The following is a 17,417-nucleotide window of genomic DNA, read 5'->3' as shown; positions in this document are numbered from 1 at the left end:
GTCCTTGCGGCGCCAAAACACTCCGGGGGCCTAGGAATGGCCGAACAGCTTCCGCTGGAAATTCCGGCCGATCCGAAACTGGCGCAGAACATCACCCATTTCGCACGCGCCTTGCGCAAGGCCGGGCTGCCGATCGGCCCCGGCCGCGTGGTCGATGCCATCCGCGCGGTGCAGGCGGCGGGCTTTACCCGCAAGCAGGATTTCTATTGGACCCTGCACGCCTGTTTCGTGAACCGGCCCGAGCATCGCACCGTGTTTGCCCAGATCTTCCGCCTGTACTGGCGCGACCCGCGGTACCTGGAGCACATGATGTCGATGATGCTGCCGGCCATTCGCGGCGTTCAGGAGGAACGCATGGCCGAGGCGGGCGAAAAACGCGCGGCCGAGGCCCTGTTGGACGGGGTCGAGCGGGACGAGCCCAAGGACGTCGAGCAAGAAGGCGAAAGCGAGATCGAGATTGACGCCACGCAGACCGCCTCGTCCGAGGAACGGCTGCGGTCGCTGGATTTCGAACAGATGAGCACCGCCGAAACCGCTCAGGCCAAGCGCATTCTGGCGCGGCTGCAACTGCCGGTGGACCCGATCGCCTCGCGCCGGGGTCAGGCCAGCCATCTGGGCCAGCGGATCGACCGGGCGCGCACCCTGCGTGCGGCCATGCGTCAGGGCGGCGAAATGCGACAGATCGCGCTGGTCAAACCGAAACCGCGCTGGCCCAATCTGATCGCGCTGTGTGACATCTCGGGGTCGATGAGCCAGTACAGCCGGATTATCCTGCACTTCCTGCACACGGTCGCGAACGCGAAGGGGGCCGGCTGGGCCAAGGTGCACGCGTTCACCTTCGGCACGCGGCTGACGAACATCACGCGGCACCTGCATCAGCGCGACGTCGATGCGGCGCTGGCCGCTGCCGGGGCCGAGGCGCAGGATTGGGAGGGCGGCACGCGCATCGGCGAATGCCTGCACCAGTTCAACCGCGACTGGTCGCGCCGGGTTTTTGGGCAGGGGGCTGTCGTGCTGCTGATCACCGACGGGCTGGAACGGGGTGATCCCGATCTGCTGGAAAAAGAGATTGAACGCCTGCACCTGTCGGCCCGGCGGCTGATCTGGCTGAACCCGCTGCTGCGCTGGGACGGGTTCGCGCCCAAGGCGCAAGGCGTCGCCGCGATGCTGCCGCATGTGGACAGCTTCCGCGCCGGTCATTCGATTGCATCGCTCGAGGATCTGGCCGCCGTGATCTCAAGCCCCGACGATCAGGGAGAAAAAGCGCGGTTGTTGGCCGCGCTTTCAGGCTGACGTCACTGCAATTGCTTTTCGTTGCACTCGCGCGCCATTTCCATGGCTTTGTAGGTGCCGGTCAGATCGACGGTGAAGCCAAAGGATTTCTCGGGGAATACCGCCATGACCTTCTGCTTGGCCAGGTCGTCGGCGAATTGCGGGTCGTCCGACAGGACATAGCCGCCGGAATACCCCTTGGTGATGTTGCCCTTCATTCCGGTTGCCTCGCCGACATACAGGTTGTCGCCCAGCAGGATCGCGACGGCCTCCTTGTCTCCGCGCTTGATGTCGGTTTCCGCTTTGGTGAAGACACCGACATATCCCACGCTGCGGTCTTCGGTCAGACCCATCTGCACCACGTTCTCGGCATCATCGACCGCTTCGATCAGGCATGACTTCTTTTCCTTGTCGACAAAGACCTTCCAGCCCTCGACCTCTCCGTAGCGTTCGAAAGTGTCGGCCCAGGCGCTGCCTGCAATCAATGCCGCCGCGCCGATGGTTAGTGTAAATATCTGTTTCAAGACATTGTCTCCTTTACGAAATCTCTTGCGTCAATTCGGCCGCAAGTTGGGCCTGCCCGCAGGCTAGTCGGCGGGCGAAAAACAATCAAATGTTTGATTGTCTGTCGCGGACTTCGGCCGAAACCTGCCTTCTGCGTCACATGAAGAACCAAGTTGGCGGGGTCGGTGTCCGAGATAGTCCACCAGAGAACGTGCTCCTTGCTTTTCATCGCGTCAATCCTGCTTATGTTGATGCGAACCACCGCGGGAGGGTCCGATGGACAGATTTGACAACAGTCCGGAAACGGCATTGGCGTGGTTTCGCGAAGGTCGCGGTGCGGTTCTGGCGACGGTCGTTGAAACCTGGGGCAGTGCACCTCGGCGGGTGGGGGCCCAGTTGGTCATTGCCGGTGATGGTCGAATCGAAGGCTCGGTCTCGGGCGGCTGTGTCGAAGGCGCGGTGATCGTCGAGGCGCTTGAAGCCATCGAAGAAGGCGAGGCGCGCCTGCTGGAATTCGGCGTCACCGACGAGGACGCCTTTTCCGTCGGGCTGGCCTGCGGCGGCACGATCCGAGTTCTGGTCGAGCCGGTGGGCGCGGTCCTGCCCGAACCGATGCTGGCCGAACTGGTGGCGGCGCGGGCGCGGCGCGAGCCCGTGGCCTATGAGGTCAATGTCGAAACCGGCCACCGCGCGCTGCGGCGCAACGCCTATGCGGACCGGCTGCGCATGGATCGCTCGGGGTTCGAAGAAGATGGTCGGACCTTCGTGGCCGTGCACAACCCGCCGCTGCGGTTGATCGTGGTGGGCGCGGTCCATATCGCGCAGGCGCTGGTCCCGATGGCGCGGATCGCGGGCTATGACCCGATCATCATCGATCCGCGCGAGGCGTTTGCGTCCAAATCCCGTTTTCCCGGTGAAAAGCTGCTGACCGACTGGCCGGACGAGGCCGTGGCTAGCATCGGTCTGGATTCGCGCACGGCGATGGTTCTGCTGACCCACGACCCCAAGCTGGATGATCCGGCCCTGCAGGCTGCGCTGGACTCGGACGTGTTCTACATCGGCGCGCTTGGGTCGTCGCGCACCCATGCCAAACGGGTGCAGCGGATGACCGAGGCAGGCTTCTCGGCGGAGCAGCTGCAGCGCATCCACGGGCCGATCGGTCTGGATATCGGCGCGGCCGGACCGGCCGAGATTGCCGTTGCGATCATCGCGCAGATGACAGCCGTGCTGCGGGGCAAGGCATGAGGTTCGGCCCTATACCGGTTGCGGACGCGAAGGGCGCGATCCTTGCGCATTCGGTCATGGCTGGCACGAAAAAGCTGCGCAAGGGAATGATGCTGGACGATACGCATGTCGCCCTGTTGGCCGAGGCGGGCGTGTCCGAGGTGGTGGTCGCGCGGCTGGAACCCGGCGACTGTCACGAGGACGAGGCCGCGCGCCATTTGGCTGCGGCACTGACCCCGGATCCGAAGCGGGCCAACTTGCGCGTGACCGAGCCGTTCACGGGGCGTGTCAACCTGATTGCGGATCACGCGGGCGTAGCTTTTCTGGGCGTTGAGGCTCTTCTGGCGTTCAATCAGGTCAACCCGATGATCACGGTGGCCACCGTTCCTCAGCATCAGCAGATGGGTGCGGGTGGCATGGTTGCCACGATCAAGGTCATTTCCTACGCGGTGCCGCTGGCGGACGTTCAGCGCGCGGCGGAGCTGGCCAGCGGGGCCATTCGCCTGGCCACGCCGATATTTGGCAGCGCCGGGTTGGTGGTGACCGACATCCCGGGCGGGCCGCCCAATGACAAGGGCATCGCCGCGATGCGCGGCCGGGTCGAGGCCCTGGGTCTGAGCCTGGACGTCGTGCAGATCGTTCCGCATGCGGTCGATGCTCTGGCGCAGGCATTGACCCGGATGAATACCGATATCGTCATGATCCTGACCGGCTCGGCCACATCCGATGTCGAGGACGTGGCGCCGAAGGCCGTTCGGCGTGCGGGTGGGCAGGTGGACCGTTTCGGCATGCCGGTTGATCCGGGCAACCTGTTGTTTCTCGGGGCTTTGGGCAAGCGGCCGGTCATCGGTTTGCCGGGATGCGCACGCTCGCCCGCGTTGAACGGGGCCGACTGGGTGCTGTCGCGGGTGGCTTGCGGCATCCCGACGGCGGGTGCCGATATCGCGGCGATGGGCGTCGGTGGTCTGCTCAAGGAAATCCCGACCCGTCCGCAACCCCGGGCGAAACCCAAAGTGACGTAACGGCAGTTTCGCACCGCTGGCGACCTGCGATATGTGTTAGCTCTTTGCTCCCAAGAGACGGGTTGGAAACGGCCAAGATTTTTGTTCTCAAACGACTTTTCCCGTGTTTAACTCGGGCCAAGGATAAATACGAAAATGGGAGGAACTAATGACACAGGTCTCAATGACCGTGAACGGAAAGACCGTGAGCGGTGATGTCGAAGGCCGGACGCTGCTGTCCAGTTTTTTGCGCGATAACCTGTCGCTGACCGGTACCCATGTGGGCTGTGACACGGCCCAATGCGGCGCCTGCGTGGTTCATGTGAACGGCGAGGCGGTCAAGTCCTGCAACATGCTGGCGCTTGAAGCCGACGGGGCCGATGTCGGCACCATCGAGGGGCAGGCCGACCCGGACGGATCGCTGAACGTGATCCAGCAGGCGTTCCAGGATCATCACGGCCTGCAATGCGGTTTCTGCACGCCCGGCATGGTGATGTCGGCAGCGGCCCTGCTGAAGGAAAACCCGCGCCCGACCGAGGCCGAAATCCGCAAATACCTGGAAGGCAACCTGTGCCGCTGCACCGGGTACCACAACATCGTCAAGGCGATCATGGCCGCGTCCGGCCAGGACGTCAGCCACATCGCCGCCGAATGATGCCGCTGCGGGCGTGACTGAAAGCGCCCGTGGGTTGACAGGGATGCGCCCAAGCATCCGTTTATGGGAGGAGAACAAGCAATGCCCAAAGACAGTGGCATCGGAGCCAGTTCCAAGCGCCGCGAGGACGTGCGCTTTTTGACCGGAGCGGGCAATTACACCGACGACATCAACGTACGTGGTCAGGCCTATGTGTATTTTCTGCGATCCGACATCGCGCATGGCCGGATCAAAAGCATCGACACGTCCGTCGCCGAGTCCATGCCCGGCGTAGTCCGGGTGTTTACCGGCAAGGATTTCGAAGGCGTGGGCGGCATGCCCTGCGGCTGGGAGGTGACCGACAAGCACGGCGCGCCCATGCAGGAACCGCCGCACCCGATCCTTGCGCAAGGCAAGGTGCGCCATGTGGGCGACCCGATCGCGGCCGTCGTGGCCGACAGCCTGGAACTGGCCCGCGACGCGGCCGAGGCGATCGACGTCGACATCGAGGAACTGCCCGCCGTTCTGGACATGAAAGCCGCCGCCGAAGAGGGCGCGCCGCTAGTCCATGACGATCTGAAAAACAACATCTGCTATGACTGGCAGCTGGGCGAGGCCGACGATGCCAAGGTGAACGAGGTGTTCGCCAATGCGGCGCATGTCACCACCTTGGAACTGGTGAACAACCGTCTGGTCGCCAACCCGATGGAGCCGCGCGTGGCCGTGGCGGAATACAGCCGGGGCACGGATGAATACACGCTCTATACCACCTCGCAGAACCCGCATGTGATCCGACTGCTGATGTGTGCCTTCGTGCTGGGCTTGCCCGAGCACAAGGTCCGCGTCGTGGCTCCGGATGTGGGTGGCGGTTTTGGCACCAAGATCTTCCACTACGCAGAAGAGGCGTTCTGCACCTTCGCCGCCAAGGCCTGCAACCGCCCGGTCAAGTGGACGGCCAGCAGGTCCGAGGCGTTCATGTCGGATGCACAGGGACGCGACCATGTCAGCAAGATCGAGCTGGCGCTGGATGCCGACAACAATTTTGTCGGGCTGCGGACAAATACTTTTGCCAATCTGGGCGCGTATCTGTCGACGTTTTCCAGCTCGGTGCCGACCTGGCTGCACGGGACGCTGATGGCGGGCAACTACAAGACGCCGGTCATTCAGGTGAATGTGCGGGCGATGTTCACCAACACCGTGCCGGTGGATGCCTATCGCGGTGCAGGCCGCCCCGAGGCGACCTATCAGCTGGAGCGCGTGATCGACAAGGCCGCGCGCGAGCTGGGCGTTGACCCGGTGGCGCTGCGTCGGCAGAACTTCATCACGCAGTTCCCCTATGACACGCCGGTGGCGCTGACCTATGACACCGGCGACTACAACGGCACTATGGACAAGCTTGAGCAGGCCGCCGATTTCGCGGGCTTCCCGGCGCGTCGCGCCGAAAGCGAGGCGCGTGGCAAGCTGCGCGGCCTGGGCGTGAACTGCTATATCGAGGCCTGCGGCATCGCGCCCTCGAACATCGTGGGGATGCTGGGGGCGCGTGCGGGTCTCTATGACGCGGCGACCGTGCGGGTGAATGCCACCGGCTCGATCAGCGTCATGGTGGGTGCGCATAGCCACGGGCAGGGGCACGAAACGGCCTTTCCGCAGGTCGTGGCCGACATGATTGGCATCGACGAGTCGATGGTCGAGATCGTGCACGGCGATACCTCGAAGATCCCGTTCGGCATGGGCACCTATGGGTCGCGCTCGCTGGCTGTCTGTGGATCGGCCATGGTCAAGGCGACCGAAAAGGTGATCGACAAGGCCAAGAAGATCGCGGCGCATCTGCTGGAGGCGTCCGAGGCCGATATCGAGCTGAAGGATGGCCAGTTCACCGTGGCCGGCACTGACAAGTCGGTGGCCTGGGGGGATGTGACCCTGACGGCCTATGTGCCGCACAACTTCCCGCTGGAGGTCGAGCCGGGCCTGGAAGAGACCGCGTTCTATGATCCGGCCAACTTTACCTTCCCGGCCGGCGCCTATGCCTGCGAAGTCGAGGTTGACCCCGAGACCGGGCAAGTGACCATCGAACGGTTCACCGCAGCGGATGATTTCGGCAACATCATCAACCCGATGATCGTTGACGGTCAGGTGCATGGCGGCATCGGACAGGGGATCGGTCAGGCCTTGCTGGAGAACTGCGTCTATGACGAAAACGGCCAGCTGCTGAGCGCGTCCTTCATGGACTATGCCATGCCGCGGGCCGATGACGTGCCGTTCTATACCGTGGATCATTCGAGCCAGACGCCATGCACGCACAACCCGCTGGGTGTGAAGGGCTGCGGCGAGGCCGGGGCGATTGGATCGCCGCCTGCGGTGGTCAATGCCGTGATCGATGCCCTGAACTCGGGTGGCAAGGCGGTGGACCACATCGACATGCCGGTCAGCCCGTCGCGTGTTTGGGCGGCGATGAACAGCTGAGTGGAGAGGTTGGACCGCGAGGGGTCAGCCCCTCGCGATCCCTGGTCAATCAAATGCCAGATGAAGGGCGGTTTCGCGCCTTTCGGAAAGGAAAAGCGAAATGTACAATTTCGAGTTCAAGAACCCCTCGACCATTGCTGATGCGGTTGCCGCGTTGGCGGGAGAGGATGCACAGGCGTTGGGGGGCGGTCAGACCCTGATCCCGACGATGAAGCAAAGACTGGCCTCACCCGCGACGCTGGTGAGCCTGGGTGCCATTCCCGAGTTGAAGGGCGTCTGCATCGAAGATGATGGGTCGATTTCGATTGGAGCGGCGACCACGCATACCACGGTAGCGGCAGAAGTTGCGGGCAAGTATCCCGCGCTGGCTGATCTGGCGGGGCATATCGGTGATCCTGCCGTTCGCAATAGGGGCACGATAGGTGGGTCCTTGGCCAATAACGATCCGGCGGCCTGCTACCCCGCAGCTGCATTGGGGTCAGGCGCGACCATTCGTACGAATGCGCGCGAAATCGCTGCGGATGAATTCTTTCAGGGCATGTTCACGACAGCGCTGGACGAGGGCGAGCTGATAACGACGGTCCGGTTCCCGGTACCGCAGGCAGCAAGCTACCAGAAGTTTCTGCAGCCTGCCTCGCGCTTTGCGCTGGTGGGGGTTTTCCTTGCCCGTTTCGCGGACGGTGTGCGCGTTGCGGTGACCGGAGCCAGCGAGGACGGCGTGTTCCGTTGGAGCGAAGCCGAACAGGCGCTGAGCAAGGAATTCCGGCCCGATGCCCTTATGGATCTTCGGGTCAACCCGATGAACATGATCGGAGATCTGCACGGCAGCAAAGACTACCGCGCGCACTTGGTGGGTGTCATGACCCGGCGGGCGGTTCAGGCCTGCATGTGACGCGGTCTCGGTGACTGCTTCGGGCCTCGGACGTGTTCCGGGGCCTATTTCTTTTTCGCGACACGCGGAAGCCTTTTGGGCTGCCAGTAGGCTCCCGCATCCTCGCGCGCTTTCTGATAGTCCTGAACCCGGTGATAAGCCGCGTCGCCCTTGACCGCGAAAAGGTGGCTCAGAAGAACTTCGAGAACGGCCATCGCTCCGGAGAAGCCGGAGAACTGATGCTGTGATCGGGTGCTGACGGTCAGCGTCACGTCCGCTTCGACGCCTGGGGCAATGACATCGCTGTCGGCCAGCAGTACAACGCGCATACCCTTTTCCCTGGCAAACCGGATGGCACGTATCGTGTCGGCCGAATAGGGATGAACGGTGATCGCGAACAGGCAGTCGGTTTCGCCCGCGCTCAGAAGGTCGTCGATGGCCGACCCCATATGCCTGGGGATCAACTGCATTCCCGGGTGGGCCATACGTCCGGCGTAGTGGAAGTAATAGGCCAAGGCATAGCTTGCGCGGGTTGCAGTGACCAAGCACTGGGGAGCATCGGACATCAGGGTGACTGCGGATCTGACCTTGCCCGGATCCAGCTGGCGCAACGAACGTGACACCACGTTCATTTCGTTGCGGGCATAACTGGCCTGTGCCGACGCAAAGGCATCGCCGGCATTCAACTGGGTCAGCCAATCCCGGCTGAGGCGGTCTTCGCTGTCTGTCACAAGATCCCTGCGGAAAGGGCGACGAAAGGCTTCGAAGCCGTCAAAACCAAGATGCTGTGCCAGGCGAACGATCACGTTTGTGCTGACGCCGATCTTTTCGGCAGACACGCGGATGGAGTCGATTCCGAAATCGCCCGGATGGTCGATGATATATTTTGTTGCGGCCTGCAATTGGGCCGGCAAATGGTCGATCTCTCGGCGCAGCCGATCCATCAAGTGGTGAGTTGAGGGTGTCATGATGGGAGAAAAACAAATGTTATGATTATTACAAGAGAAAAACATCCTCACACGAGCTAAGCACGCAAGAAACCGATAGGATGATTCAATGTCTGACACACAGGCTTCGTCGCTTCCGTATGTTTTGGTCGCACCGAACGGTGCGCGACGCAGTCATGCGGATCACCCGACCTTGCCGGTTTCGACCGGTGAGATTGTGGAGGCGGCCATTGCCTGCCACGCGGCCGGGGCAAACGGGTTGCACCTGCATGTCAGGGATGGGCAGGGCGCGCATTCTCTGGATGCAGGGCGCTATCGGGAGGCTATGGCCGAGCTTGCCCGAACCGTGCCAACGATGGATGTTCAGATCACGACCGAGGCCGCCGGTATCTACGACGTTTCTGCGCAGTTGGAGTGCCTGCAGCAGGTGGCCCCGAAATGGGCCTCGATCTCGGTTCGAGAAATTGCGCGCGCGCCCGATCTGGCCCCGCGGGTTTATGGGCTGTGCGCGGAACAGGGAACTCGAGTGCAGCATATCCTGTACGATTCGACGGATGCGGATCTGCTGGAGCGATGGCAGTCGGAAGGGATCGTGCGGCGCGAGCAGGAAGACCGCTTGCTGGTCTTGGGACGCTATACCACCGGGCAGGAATCCCAACCGGCGGATCTGGAGGCCTTTCCCGCTGCTCGCACGCCTTGGATGGTTTGTGCGTTCGGGCGTCTGGAACACGCCTGTCTGGCGGCTGCCGCCGCTCGTGGCGGCGATGTCAGAGTCGGTTTTGAGAACAGCCTGACGAACTCGGATGGAACCCGATGGACGGACAACGCGGCCTCGGTCGCGGCGTTGATCGCTTTGCTGAAAGGACACTGACATGAGCCATGTTTTTCCGCGCCACACCAAGGCGGAATTGCCGATCGCTGTCGGCGGTGACGGGTGCTATTTGATCGACGCACAGGGCAAACGGTATCTCGACTGCGGGGATGCGGCTGTGTCGTGTCTGGGACATTCAAACCCGGCAGTGATCCACGCGGTGCAGGAGCAGGTCCGGAAGATCGCTTTTGCCCATACTGGTTTCATGACCTCGGAACCGGCCGAAGCCCTGGCAGATCTGCTGATCCAGCACGCGCCCGGATCGTTGGACCGGGTCTATTTCGTGTCCGGCGGGTCCGAGGCGACCGAGGCCGCGATCAAGCTGGCGCGCCAGTACTTCCTTGAAATCGGGCAGCCCGAGCGGTCTCGGGTTATCGCACGGCGGCAGAGCTATCATGGCAATACGTTGGGCGCGCTTTCAGCGGGCGGAAATGCATGGCGACGGGCTCAATTCGCACCGATGCTGATCGAGATGAGCCATATCGCGCCCTGCTACGAATACGCCGAAAAACCAGAAGGCGAGAGCAGCTATGACTATGGTCAACGCGTGGCGAACGAGCTTGAGGTGGAGATCAAGCGGCTGGGACCCGAGACCGTGATGGCGTTTATGGCGGAACCGGTGGTCGGGGCCACGTTGGGCGCCGTCCCCGCGGTCGAGGGGTATTACAAGCGAATCCGCGAAATCTGTGATCAATACGGCGTGTTGTTGATCCTCGACGAGGTCATGTGCGGCATGGGCCGGACCGGCCATCTGTTTGCCTGCGACCACGATGGAGTTGCGCCAGATATTCTTTGCATTGCCAAGGGCTTGGGGGCTGGATATCAACCCATCGGTGCCACGTTGTGCACGGATCGGATTTATGACGCCATCCGAAATGGCTCGGGTTTCTTTCAGCACGGCCATACCTATGTCGGGCACCCAGTCGCCACAGCTGCAGCTCTCGCCGTGGTGACAGAGCTTACCTCGCGCGATTTGCCGGCCCGTGCCCGCAACATGGGTGACAAACTGCAAGCCAAACTCGAAGCGGCCTTTGGCCAGCATCCCAATGTCGGGGACATCCGTGGTCGGGGCCTGTTCCGAGGCATCGAACTGGTGGCTGACAGAGATACGCGCGAACCGTTTGACCCGACCCGGGGAGTGGCGGCCAAGATCAAAAAAGCCGCCGTCGAAGCGGGGTTGATCTGCTATCCGATGTCCGGAACACGCGACGGCAGGAGAGGAGACCATGTGCTTCTGGCCCCGCCATTCATCATCGAAGAGCCGCAGTTGCACGAACTGGTGGACAAGCTGTCGGTTGCGATTTCCAAAGCAATCTGACACGCCGTTCTGAATGTGACCCACAAACAAAAAAGCTCCCTCGAACGAGGGAGCTTTGGTCACTCGGATGCATGTGCCGTCACTTCTGGGGAAGAGGTCCGATCATCATGATCATCTGGCGGCCTTCCATCTTCGGCATGTTTTCGATCTTGCCGATTTCCTTGATGTCTTCCGCCACGCGCTCAAGCAGTTCACGTCCAAGGTTCTGGTGCGCCATTTCCCGACCGCGGAAGCGCAGAGTCACTTTGACCTTGTCGCCATTCTCGAGAAACTTGAAAACGTTCCGCATCTTGACGTCGTAGTCATGCGTATCGGTGTTGGGCCGGAACTTGACCTCTTTCACCTCGATGATCTTCTGTTTCTTGCGGGCTTCGGCTTCGCGCTTCTGCGTTTCGTACTTGAACTTGCCAAAGTCCATGATCTTGCAGACCGGCGGATTCGCGTTGGGCGAGATCTCGACCAGATCAAGACCGGCATCGGCCGCCATCTGCATGGCCTTGGCGGGATGAACCACCCCGACATTCTCACCTTCGGCGCCGATCAGGCGAATTTCGGGGGCACGGATCTTTTCATTGACGCGCGGGCCGGTGTCGCGTTGCGGCGGCGCGTTGTGAGGTCTGCGAGCTATGGGTTCATTCCTTTGATAATTGCAGAATTTCGAGCCCGGAATTTAAACTGAGACCCTGCGTCTTTCAAGCGGGATAACGCGGGCCAGGTGCGAAAATCTCTGCCCCCGCCGCGCGAAAGGCAGCGGCCGGCGCATGGAGCGCTGGCCGGGTTCGATCTCAGCCGACAAAGGCCTTTTCGATCACGAACTCCTTGGGGTCGGAATTGGCGCCTTCGCGCAGGCCGAATTCTTCAAGAATGGCCTTGATGTCGTGGTTGAAGGCCAGGCTGCCGCAGACCATGGCGCGGTCGGTCTCGGGCTTGATGCCGCCTTCGATGCCCAGGTCTTTGAAAACAGTTCCGTCCTTCAGCAGGTCGGTGATCCGGCCCATCTTGGGGCTCTGTTCGCGGGTGGTCGTCGGGTAATAGCGGATCTTGTCGGCAAAACCTTCGCCGATCAGTTCGGCCAGCAACTCGTCCTTGCGGATGCTTTCGATCAGCTGGCGGCCATATTCCAGTTCCGCCACCTCGCGGCAGGTGTGGGTGATGATGACCTCATCGTAGTCCTCATAGGTCTGCGGCTCGCGCAGCAGCGAAGCAAACGGGGCAAACCCGGTTCCGGTGGCAAAGAACCACAGGCGCTTGCCCGGCAGCAGTGCATCATGCACCAGCGTACCCACAGGTTTGGGCCGCAGAATGATCTGATCGCCGGGCTGGATATGCTGCAGTTTCGAGGTCAGCGGGCCGTCTTGCACCTTGATCGAATAGAATTCCAGTTCCTCGTCCCACGACGGCGACGCGATCGAATAGGCGCGCAGCAACGGTTTCCCGTTGTCGCCCAAGAGGCCGATCATAACGAATTCGCCCGAGCGGAAGCGCAGCGATTGCGGACGCGTGACCTTGAACGAAAACAGGCGGTCGGTCCAGTGTTTCACTTCCAGAACGGTCTGGGCGTCCGGCAGGACGGGGGCCTTCACGGCGGTGGCTTCGGTCACGGGCTTCATCTCTGTCATCGTTTCACTACCGGTCTGGTAAACCGGCATCTCCGTTTAAGCTTTGATCCAGGTCAGGAAAAGGGGGCAGATTGCCCCGATCGTTGCGTCAGCCGCGCAGGCGGGCCTGATAATCGTGGTCCTGCCAGCTGGCGCGGGCCAGCCATTGGTCCTCGGGCTGGCGGGCGGCAAGGTCTGCGTCAATCTCGACTTCGTCAAAGCCGCTGCGCCGGGCCATCGCGTATTGGTCGGCCAACACATGTCCTTTCGCGCGCAGGCGGCCTTCATAGCCATTCAGGCGCAGCGTGCGGGCAATGGTAAAGCCTCGGCCATCGGCAAAGGACGGAAAGTCGACGCGCACCATGCGCGTGTTTCCAAGCCGCTCGAACAATTCGTCGGGGTCCGTATCCGAGGTGACGTCCAGTGCGATCACATCGTTTGCGGCATCCTCGAGGGTGACAAAGCCGTCGGTCCAGTCATCAGGGGCAAAGCCCTCGTCATTCACGATCACGTTCATGTTTTCTCTCCGCTGCGTACCATTTTGCCGTCGACGAAATGGATGCCGCATTCTTCCTTGTTCTGATCGCGCCAGCGTCCGGCGCGGGGATCTTCGCCATCCTTCACCGGCGAGGTGCAGGGCGCACAGCCGATCGAGGGATAGCCCTTTGCCACCAACGGATGCCGGGGCAGGCGGTTTTCTTCCATGTAGGCGCGCACGTCCTGAGGCGCCCAATGCGCCAGAGGGTTCACCTTGATCCGGCCGGTGCCGTCCTCGACCTCGAAGAACTCGAGCGTGGCGCGGGTGCCGGATTGGAACCGCTTGCGTCCGGTAATCCAGCCTTCATATCTCGCCAAGGCCCGCTGCAAGGGGAAGGTCTTGCGCAGGTTGCAGCAGGCGTCCATGTCACGCAGCCGCAGCGCGCCATAGGGGTCTTCGCGCTGAATATCCTCGTCATCTGCGCGGATGATCTGGACGTTCCTCAGGCCCAGACGCTCGCTGACCTCATGCTGGTATTCCAGCGTTTCGGTAAACAGCATCATCGTGTCGATGAACAGGACCGGCGTGGCCTTGTCGACCACGGCAGCCATGTGCAGTAACACCACCGACTCGGCACCGAAGCTGGAGACCAGCGCCAGGTTGCCCGCCTCCTCGAGCGCACCATGCATGACGTCATGTGCGCTGTGGTGGCGGAACCGGGCGTTCAGCGCCTCGACCTTTTCGGTCAGTTCGCGTCGTTCCCGGCCCAGTTCCGTCTGGATCAGGTCAAGCGGCATTGGCCCGCGCCTCGGGGTAGAGGGCCGCCTTGAACGGGGCCATTCCAACACGGCGGTAGGTTTCCAAAAAAGTCTCCTCGGCGCTTGTGCGCTGTTCCAGATAGGTTTCCACGATACGTTCGACCGCGGGCACGATCTCGTCATAGGCAAAGCCCGGACCGGTGCGGTCGCCGATGGCAGCCGTTTCGGTGGCGTCTCCGCCCAGCGTGATCTGGTAGTTCTCGACGCCCGCGCGATCCAAGCCCAGGATGCCGATGTGACCCACGTGATGATGCCCGCAGGCGTTGATGCAGCCCGAGATCTTGATCTTCAGGTGGCCGATGTCGTGCTCCAGCTTCAGCTCGTCGAACCGGGTCGCGATCTGCTGCGCCACTGGGATCGAGCGGGCCGTTGCCAGCGCGCAATAGTCCATGCCGGGGCAGGCGATGATGTCGCTGATCAGGCCGATATTCGCGGTGGCCAGACCGTGCTCTTTCAGCTTGGCGTGGATCGCGGGCAGGTCCGATTTGTGGACATGCGGCAGGATCACGTTCTGCTCGTGGCTGATGCGCAGCTCGTCATAGGCGTATTGCTCGGCCAGATCGGCCATCACGCGCATCTGCTCGGCGGTTGCGTCACCCGGCGTCTGGCCGTGTTTCTTGATCGAAATCGTGACGATCGCGTGATCCGCCTGCTTGTGCGGCGCGATGTTGGTGTCGATCCACGAGCGGAACACCGGGTCGTTCGAATAGGCGCTCTCGAACGCCGCGACCGAGCCTTCGCGGAAGGCGGGCGGGGCGAAATGCGCTTTGATCTGATCCAGCAGCGCCATGTCGGCGCCCTTGAACTGCGGGCGGACCTGCAGGAAGCGTTCGTTGACCTTGGCGCGGATCGCGTCGATGCCGTGTTCATGCACGGTGATCTTGATGCGCGCCTTGTACTTGTTGTCCCGCCGGCCGATCTGGTTCCAGACCGAAACGGTGGCCTCCAGATAGGCCAGAAGGTCGTCAAAGGCGACGAAATCAGACAGCTCCTTGCCGATCATCGGCGTGCGGCCCAGACCGCCGCCGACCAGAACGCGGGCGCCCAGAAAGCCGTCGCGCTCGACCAGTTGCAGGCCGATGTCATGGGCCTTGATCACCGCGCGGTCATGCTCGGACCCGGTGATCGCGATCTTGAACTTGCGCGGCATGAACTGAAATTCCGGATGGTCGGTGGACCACTGACGCAGCAGTTCGGCATAGGGGCGCGGATCGGCGACCTCATCCGCGGCGGCACCGGCGAAATGGTCGGCGGTCACGTTGCGGATGGTGTTGCCGCTGGTCTGGATCGCATGCAGGCCGACCTCGGCCAGCGCGTCCAGCATGTCAGGCACGTCGCGCAGTTTCGGCCAGTTGTACTGGATGTTCTGGCGCGTGGTGAAGTGGCCGTAGCCCTTGTCCCACTTCTCGGCCAGCAGGGCCAGTTGGCGCATCTGGGCGCTGTTGAGCGTGCCATAGGGGATGGCCACCCGCAGCATGTAGGCGTGCAATTGCAGATACAGGCCGTTCATCAGGCGCAGGGGCTTGAACTCGTCCTCGGTCAGCGAGCCGTCGATGCGGCGTTCGACCTGGGCGCGGAACTGGGCGTTGCGCTCGGCCAGGAATGCTTTGTCAAACTCGGAGTAGCGATACATCTTTGGCTGTCCTTTGTTGCAGCCCCGGATCCGGGGCCTTTTTACGGGGAGAGAGGGGCCTGAGGTCAGACCCGGGGCTGCGGGGAAGATTCCTGTTTGCCGTGGGCATAGTTGGACGGACCAGTCCGGCGGAAGTCTTCCCGAAAATGGGTGGGTTCAGGACCGTTTTCGCCTGCAACGACATCGGCGAGATAGGCACCTACGATCTTGTCGACTTGCTTCTGTGCATCCAGAAGACGCAGCTGAGCGTGCGCTTCGTCGGTGATCAGTTCGGCCTCGCGCAGATCGCGCGACCAACGGTCATCGGCGGTCAGATAGATCACGTCGCCTTCCAGCAGGTCATTTGCGGTAACGACTTTGGGGGTGAAAGCGCGGGCCATCAGGCAAGCTCCTTGTTGAATTCGGTGACGGCTTTGGCCGCGTCGCGCGGGGCCAGGCCATAGAATGTGAGTGCAGGACCGTCGAGGCCGGCAGCGGCGAGGTCTGCAGGCAGTTGATCCAGCGTCGTGGCGACAACGCGCTGATCAGGTCGCGAGGCATTTTCGACCAACGTGACCGGCGTGGCGCGATCGGCGCCGTGCATGATCAGGCGTCCTTGAATGAATCGGGCGGATTTCTTGCCCATATAGATGGCTACAACCGACCCCGGACGTGCCAGCGCAGCCCAGTCGTGATCGGCAAAGCCCTCCATGTCGTGCCCGGTCAAAAACCGGACCGAGGAGTTTCGGCCGCGTCGGGTCAGGCTTTGGCCAATTCCGGCCACCGCCGCCGAAGCAGCCGTAATGCCGGGAACGATCGTCCACGGGATACCTGCGGCGTCCAGTGCATCGATCTCTTCGTCCAGCCGGCCGAAGAGGGTCGCGTCACCGGATTTGAGGCGAACGACCCGTTGTCCTTTGAGCGCGTAGTCAACCAGCAATGCGTTGATGTCATCCTGCTTCCAGGACGGACCAAAGCCGGCCTTGCCCACGTCGACCAGCCGGGCGTTCTGGCCGGCCAATTGCAAAACCTCTGGGCTGATCAGGCGATCATGCAAAACAACCTCGGCCCGCTGGAATGCGGACAGGGCCTTGAGAGTCAGCAATTCAGGATCACCGGGTCCTGCGCCGACGAAGTCGACCTGTCCCGTTTGTCCTTTTGTCTGCGTGGCCTTCATTGGGTAGCCCTGGCTGTTGTTTGACTTGGCCCTCAATATAGGAAATATTCCCGCCCAGATGCCATATTGCCGATCAAATAAGGACAGGCGTTCTGAAATGCGCGGCAGGCGGAACATGGGTTTTCATTCGGAAGGAAAATTGGAATGTCGGTTCGAATAGACGACACGGATCGGAAAATTCTGGCCGAGCTGCAGCGAGACGCCAGTCAATCGCTGGACGAAATCGCGGCCAAAGTGGGCAGTTCAAAGACACCCGTTTGGAATCGGATCCGCAAGATGAAGGGGGCCGGAATCATCGGTCAACAGACCGTTCTGCTGGACGCAGAGGCGCTGGGTTTCGAGGCGACGTTCTTTGTTCTGATACGAACCTCCGAGCATGAGGCGGACTGGCAACGCAAGTTCCTGCAGGCCCTGCGTGATCGTCCCGAAGTTCAAGAGGCGCACCGCCTGGCTGGCGACATCGACTACATTCTGAAAGTTCGGGTCAGGAACGCACGGGCCTACGATGCTTTTTACCAGGCGCTGATCTCGGAGGTGCGCGTGCACAACGTCACCGCGCTGTTGTCGATGGAAGAAATCAAGTCGACCACCATGCTGCCCCTGAATGCCTTGGCAGACACCTGATCGGC

17 protein-coding genes and 1 pseudogene are annotated in these 17,417 nt (G+C 62.0%); 9 read left to right on the top strand and 9 right to left on the bottom strand.

Annotation, left to right across the window (positions count from 1 at the left end; translation table 11 throughout):
• The first annotated feature begins 36 nt into the window (after positions 1-36).
• Complete coding sequence (locus tag ACR3EL_RS09050) at positions 37-1,293, top strand: vWA domain-containing protein (RefSeq protein WP_480721286.1); 1,257 nt, start codon at positions 37-39, stop codon at positions 1,291-1,293.
• Positions 1,294-1,295: 2 nt separating this feature from the next.
• Here the strand turns inward: ACR3EL_RS09050 and ACR3EL_RS09045 are convergent, their stop codons facing one another.
• Positions 1,296-1,796, bottom strand: coding sequence for a hypothetical protein (locus tag ACR3EL_RS09045; protein ID WP_093961916.1), 501 nt, complete (start codon positions 1,794-1,796; stop codon positions 1,296-1,298).
• Positions 1,797-2,052: 256 nt separating this feature from the next.
• Between ACR3EL_RS09045 and ACR3EL_RS09040 the strand changes: the two genes are divergently transcribed.
• The 5 genes from ACR3EL_RS09040 to ACR3EL_RS09020 all read left to right on the top strand — a co-directional run bounded on the left by ACR3EL_RS09040 (position 2,053) and on the right by ACR3EL_RS09020 (position 7,990).
• Complete coding sequence (locus tag ACR3EL_RS09040) at positions 2,053-3,021, top strand: XdhC family protein (RefSeq protein WP_480721284.1); 969 nt, start codon at positions 2,053-2,055, stop codon at positions 3,019-3,021.
• Entirely contained in the window at positions 3,018-4,022 is a 1,005-nt protein-coding gene (locus ACR3EL_RS09035) for a molybdopterin-binding protein (protein ID WP_170338855.1), read from the top strand. The genes ACR3EL_RS09040 and ACR3EL_RS09035 overlap by 4 nt, the downstream gene beginning before the upstream one ends.
• A gap of 148 nt (positions 4,023-4,170) precedes the next feature.
• Positions 4,171-4,656: a (2Fe-2S)-binding protein gene (locus tag ACR3EL_RS09030; RefSeq protein ID WP_170338854.1), complete on the top strand. Its 486-nt coding sequence runs from the start codon at positions 4,171-4,173 to the stop codon at positions 4,654-4,656.
• A gap of 81 nt (positions 4,657-4,737) precedes the next feature.
• A complete protein-coding gene (locus ACR3EL_RS09025; protein ID WP_170338852.1) occupies positions 4,738-7,098 on the top strand; it encodes a xanthine dehydrogenase family protein molybdopterin-binding subunit in 2,361 nt (786 codons plus the stop codon).
• Between the two features lie 100 nt (positions 7,099-7,198).
• On the top strand, positions 7,199-7,990 hold the full coding sequence (locus ACR3EL_RS09020; RefSeq protein ID WP_480721281.1) for an FAD binding domain-containing protein: 792 nt from the start codon (positions 7,199-7,201) through the stop codon (positions 7,988-7,990).
• 44 nt (positions 7,991-8,034) lie between these two features.
• On the opposite strand, the gene ACR3EL_RS09015 is transcribed toward ACR3EL_RS09020, so the two are convergent.
• On the bottom strand, positions 8,035-8,937 hold the full coding sequence (locus ACR3EL_RS09015; RefSeq protein ID WP_480721279.1) for a MurR/RpiR family transcriptional regulator: 903 nt from the start codon (positions 8,935-8,937) through the stop codon (positions 8,035-8,037).
• Positions 8,938-9,025: 88 nt separating this feature from the next.
• Here ACR3EL_RS09015 and ACR3EL_RS09010 point away from each other — a divergent pair, with 88 nt between their 5' ends.
• Together ACR3EL_RS09010 and ACR3EL_RS09005 are read left to right on the top strand one after the other, a co-directional pair.
• Positions 9,026-9,787, top strand: a complete 762-nt coding sequence (locus ACR3EL_RS09010; protein WP_480721277.1) for a 3-keto-5-aminohexanoate cleavage protein — start codon at positions 9,026-9,028, stop codon at positions 9,785-9,787.
• A gap of 1 nt (position 9,788) precedes the next feature.
• A complete protein-coding gene (locus ACR3EL_RS09005) occupies positions 9,789-11,105 on the top strand; it encodes an aspartate aminotransferase family protein (protein WP_170338844.1) in 1,317 nt (438 codons plus the stop codon).
• Positions 11,106-11,184: 79 nt separating this feature from the next.
• Here the strand turns inward: ACR3EL_RS09005 and infC are convergent, their stop codons facing one another.
• The 7 genes and pseudogenes from infC to cobA form a co-directional block, all read right to left on the bottom strand.
• Positions 11,185-11,646: a translation initiation factor IF-3 gene (gene infC / locus ACR3EL_RS09000; protein ID WP_254920153.1), complete on the bottom strand. Its 462-nt coding sequence runs from the start codon at positions 11,644-11,646 to the stop codon at positions 11,185-11,187.
• Between the two features lie 244 nt (positions 11,647-11,890).
• Entirely contained in the window at positions 11,891-12,724 is an 834-nt protein-coding gene (locus ACR3EL_RS08995; RefSeq protein WP_170338842.1) for a ferredoxin--NADP reductase, read from the bottom strand.
• An 88-nt stretch (positions 12,725-12,812) separates the two neighbouring features.
• The gene (locus ACR3EL_RS08990; protein ID WP_170338840.1) at positions 12,813-13,220 is read right to left on the bottom strand and encodes a DUF934 domain-containing protein; all 408 of its coding nucleotides are present in this window, start codon (positions 13,218-13,220) and stop codon (positions 12,813-12,815) included.
• Positions 13,217-13,978 (bottom strand): phosphoadenylyl-sulfate reductase, encoded by a 762-nt coding sequence (locus tag ACR3EL_RS08985; protein WP_170338838.1) that lies wholly within the window; start codon positions 13,976-13,978, stop codon positions 13,217-13,219. Before ACR3EL_RS08985 ends, ACR3EL_RS08990 begins: the two co-directional genes overlap by 4 nt.
• Positions 13,968-15,632, bottom strand: a complete 1,665-nt coding sequence (locus tag ACR3EL_RS08980; RefSeq protein WP_170338836.1) for a nitrite/sulfite reductase — start codon at positions 15,630-15,632, stop codon at positions 13,968-13,970. Before ACR3EL_RS08980 ends, ACR3EL_RS08985 begins: the two co-directional genes overlap by 11 nt.
• A gap of 65 nt (positions 15,633-15,697) precedes the next feature.
• Positions 15,698-16,012 carry a DUF2849 domain-containing protein gene (locus ACR3EL_RS08975; RefSeq protein WP_093961929.1) on the bottom strand — a complete coding sequence of 105 codons (315 nt, stop codon included), beginning with the start codon at positions 16,010-16,012 and terminating at the stop codon, positions 15,698-15,700.
• Positions 16,012-16,758 (bottom strand): annotated as a pseudogene (gene cobA / locus ACR3EL_RS08970) (uroporphyrinogen-III C-methyltransferase); the annotation flags it as partial. The pseudogene cobA and the gene ACR3EL_RS08975, both read right to left, overlap by 1 nt.
• Before the next feature lie 174 nt (positions 16,759-16,932).
• On the opposite strand from cobA, the gene ACR3EL_RS08965 reads away from it, so the two are divergent.
• Positions 16,933-17,412, top strand: a complete 480-nt coding sequence (locus ACR3EL_RS08965; protein ID WP_093961931.1) for an Lrp/AsnC family transcriptional regulator — start codon at positions 16,933-16,935, stop codon at positions 17,410-17,412.
• Positions 17,413-17,417 lie beyond the last annotated feature (5 nt).

The sequence above is a fragment of the Ruegeria sp. BJ3 genome, assembly GCF_056535665.1.
Note: the sequence above shows the minus strand (reverse complement) of the source record. Positions and strands in the feature narration are given on the sequence as shown.